At 75.5% G+C, this 3,718-nt stretch carries 2 protein-coding genes; both read right to left on the bottom strand.

Annotation, left to right across the window (positions count from 1 at the left end; translation table 11 throughout):
- Positions 1–1,493: type I polyketide synthase (locus ABD823_RS34145; RefSeq protein ID WP_344867046.1), on the bottom strand; the 1,493-nt coding region annotated here is incomplete at its 3' end.
- A gap of 7 nt (positions 1,494–1,500) precedes the next feature.
- Positions 1,501–3,718 (bottom strand): SDR family NAD(P)-dependent oxidoreductase (locus ABD823_RS34140; RefSeq protein WP_344867044.1); only part of this gene is annotated, 2,218 nt, incomplete at its 5' end.

The following is a 3,718-nucleotide window of genomic DNA, read 5'->3' as shown; positions in this document are numbered from 1 at the left end:
CGCTCCGCCTGCGCCCGCAACGCCTGCGCGCTCCGGCCCGAGACCACCCACGGCAGCACGGGCAGCGCCGGCGGTGCGGCGGCCCGGTCGGCGTCCGCCTGCTCCGGCTGCCCGTCGGGCGCGTCCGAGACGATCAGGTGCGCGTTCGTGCCGCTCACCCCGAACGACGAGACACCGGCCCGGCGCGGACGGTCGCTGCGGGGCCAGTCCACGGGTTCGGTCAGCAGCCGCACGTCCCCGGCGGACCAGTCGACGTGCGAGGTGGGCTCGCTGACGTGCAGGGTCTTGGGCAGCACGCCGTGCCGCAGCGCCATCACCATCTTGATGACGCCGCCGACGCCCGCCGCCGCCTGGGCGTGGCCGATGTTCGACTTGATCGACCCGAGCCAGAGCGGCCGGTCGCGGCCCTGGCCGTAGGCGGCGATGAGCGCCTGCGCCTCGATCGGGTCGCCGAGCGCGGTCCCGGTGCCGTGGCCCTCGACGGCGTCCACGTCCGCCGGGGTGAGCCGCGCGGCGGCCAGCGCCTGGCGGATGACCCGCTGCTGCGAGGGACCGTTCGGCGCGGTCAGCCCGTTGGACGCGCCGTCCTGGTTGACGGCCGAGCCCGAGATGACGGCCAGCACCCGGTGGCCGTTGCGGCGGGCGTCCGACAACCGCTCCAGCAGCAGGATTCCGGCGCCCTCCGCCCATCCGGTGCCGTCGGCGTCCTCGGAGAACGGCTTGCAGCGGCCGTCGGGGGCCAGACCGCGCTGCTTGCTGAAGGCGACGAACGGGCCGGGTGTGGACATCACCAGCACGCCTCCGGCGAGGGCGAGGTCGCACTCGTCCCGGCGCAGCGCCTGGCAGGCGACGTGGAGGGCGACGAGGGAGGAGGAGCACGCGGTGTCGATCGTCATCGCGGGGCCTTCGAGGCCGAGGGTGTAGGACACCCGGCCGGAGATCACCGCGGCCGAGCTGCCCGTGCTCAGGTACGCCTCGGTCGCCTCGGGCATCAGGCCCATCAGGCTCATGTAGTCCTGGCCGCCGGAGCCGGTGAAGACCCCGGTACGGCTGCCGCGCAGCGTCTCCGGGTCGATGCCCGCCCGCTCCAGCACCTCCCACGACAGTTCCAGCGCGAGCCGCTGCTGCGGGTCCATCGCCAGCGCCTCGCGGGGCGAGATGCCGAAGAAGCCCGGGTCGAAGCCGGCCACGTCCTCGACGAACCCTCCTTCGTGCACGTAGCTGGTGCCGTGCCGGTCCGCGTCACCGGCCTGGAGCTCATCGGTGTCCCAGCCCCGGTCCGCCGGGAACTCGCCGATGGCGTCGCGGCCCTCGGCGACCAGCCGCCACAGGTCCTCGGGCGACCGCACGCCGCCCGGGTAGCGGCAGCTCATCGCGACGATCGCGATCGGCTCCCGCTCCCCGGCCTCGACCTCGCTCAGCCGCTGGCGCGTCTGGTGAAGGTCGGCCGTGACCCGCTTGAGGTAGTCGAGAAGCTTGTCCTGATCCGCCATCAGACCCTCACAAGTCGCTTGTCCGGACGGGCGCCTCTGGTCCGGCGAGCCCGAGCTCTCTGTCGATGAAGTCGAAGACGTCGTCGGCCGTCGCGGCCTCCAGCCGCTCGGCGACCGCCGTCCCGTCGGCCGCGCCGAGCCGGTTGAGCACGGCCCGCAGCCGGGTGACGATCTGCGCGCGTTCGATCTCCGCGCTGGAAAGGGAGGCCACCATCGCCTCGAGCCGGTCGAGTTCGGCCTCCACCGGGTCGCCCGCGTCCGGGCAGAGCTCGGCGCGCAGGTGGTCGGCGAGCGCGGCGGGGGTGGCGTAGTCGAAGACCACCGTGGTCGGCAGCTTCCTGCCGATCGCGGCGCTGAGCCGGTTCCTGAAGTCGACGGCCGTGACGGAGTCGAAGCCGAGTTCCTTGAATGCCCTGCGGGGTTCGACCGTCGCCGCGCCGTCGTACTCCAGCACCGCGGCCACCTGGGCGCGCACCAGGTCGAGCAGGACCCGGGAGCGTTCGGCCTCCGGCATGCCGGCCAGCCGTCCGGCCAGGTCGGAGTCGCGCGGCGCCGCGTCGGCGGGGTCGCCGTCCAGGATCGCCCGGACCTCCGGCAGCGCGTCCAGCAGCGGGCGCGGCCGGGAGAGCACGTAGGCGGGGACGAAGCGCTCCCAGTCGATGTCGGCCACGACCAGGTGGCTCTCGCCGTGGTCGAGGGCCTGCTGGAGCACGCCGACCGCCGGTGCCGGGTCCAGCGAGCGCAGGCCGAGGCGGCGCGCGTGGACCTCGGTGTCCGCGTCGACCATCCCGCCGCCGCCCCACGTGCCCCAGGCGATGGACGTGGCGGCGAGCCCGCGGGACCGGCGCCGCTGCGCGAGGGCGTCGAGGAAGGCGTTGGCTCCGGCGTAGGCGGCCTGCCCGGCGCTGCCCCACACGGCGGCGCCGGAGGAGAACAGGATGAACGCGTCCAGGTCACCGGTCAGCTCGTCGAGGTTCACCGCACCGGCGATCTTGGCTCGGCCGATCTCGGCGTAGTCCTCGATCGACATGTCCGCCAGCCGTACCGGGTCGTGCATGACGCCGGCGGCGTGGACGACTGCGGCCGGCGGCTCGGGCAGCGAGGCGAGCAGCGCGGCCAGCGCCTCCCGATCGGCGACGTCGCACGCCGCGACGGTCGTCCGGGTGCCGAGGGCGTCCAGCTCCGCGGCGAGCTCGGCGGCGCCCTCCGCCGCCGGGCCGCGACGGCTGGTCAGCACCAGGCGCTCGGCTCCGCCGGCGGCCAGCCAGCGGGCGACGTGCGCGCCGATCCCGCCGGTCCCGCCGGTGACGAGCACGGTCCCCCGGGGTCGCCACGGGCGGGACGGCTTCGCGCCGCCCCGGGGGGCGCGGACCATGCGCCGGGCGAGGATCCTGCCGTCGCGGACGGCGAGCTGGTCCTCGCCGCCGGCGGGGGCGGTGACGACGTCGCAGAGCAGCCGGAGGTCCCGGTCACCCGCTCCGGCGGGCAGGTCGACCAGTCCGCCCCAGGTGCCGGGGTGGTCGAGGGCCAGCACCGTGCCGAGGCCCCAGACCGCCGCCTGGAACGGGTCGGCGGGCTCGTCCGAGTAGGTGACGGCCTGCGAGGTGACGCACCAGAGCGGGGCCCGCACGCCCGCCGCCTCCAGCGCCTGCACCAGGGAGATCGTGGCGGCCGTGCCGCGGGAGAGCGTGGGATGCGCGGGGTACGGCTCGGCGTCGAGCGCCAGGAGCGAGAGCACGCCCGCGAGGGGTCCGGCCGGCAGCCGTCCGGCCAGGTCACCGGCGTCGGCTCCGGTGAGCTCGACCGGCACGACCGTGGCGCCGCGCGCGGCGAGCGCGTCGATCGCGGGGTGGTCGCCGTACCCGGCGGGGACGGCGACCAGCCAGGTGCCGGCCTGCTCCCCGCCCGCCGTCCCCGGCACCGGCACCGGCTCCCAGACGGTCCGGTAGCGCCAGGTGTCGGTGACCGAGCGCTCGCGGTTCCTGCGGTGCCAGGCGGACAGTCCCGGCAGGACCTCGCCCAGGGGCTCCGGTTCGACGCCGAGCTCTTCGGCGAGGGAGGACAGGTCGTTCTCCTCGACCGCCTGCCAGAAGGCCGTGTCCACCGGGTCCGTGCCCGGCTGCGCGGGCTGGGAGCCCTGCTGGGCGGCGTTGACCAGGAAGTCCGGCGACCAGTAGCGCTTGCGCTGGAAGGCGTAGGTCGGCAGCTCCACCCGGCGCGCCCCC

This window comes from Planomonospora alba (assembly GCF_039534085.1).
Classification (GTDB): domain Bacteria; phylum Actinomycetota; class Actinomycetes; order Streptosporangiales; family Streptosporangiaceae; genus Planomonospora_B; species Planomonospora_B alba.
The sequence above is the reverse complement of the archived record's forward strand: the minus strand, read 5'-3'. Positions and strand labels throughout refer to the sequence as shown.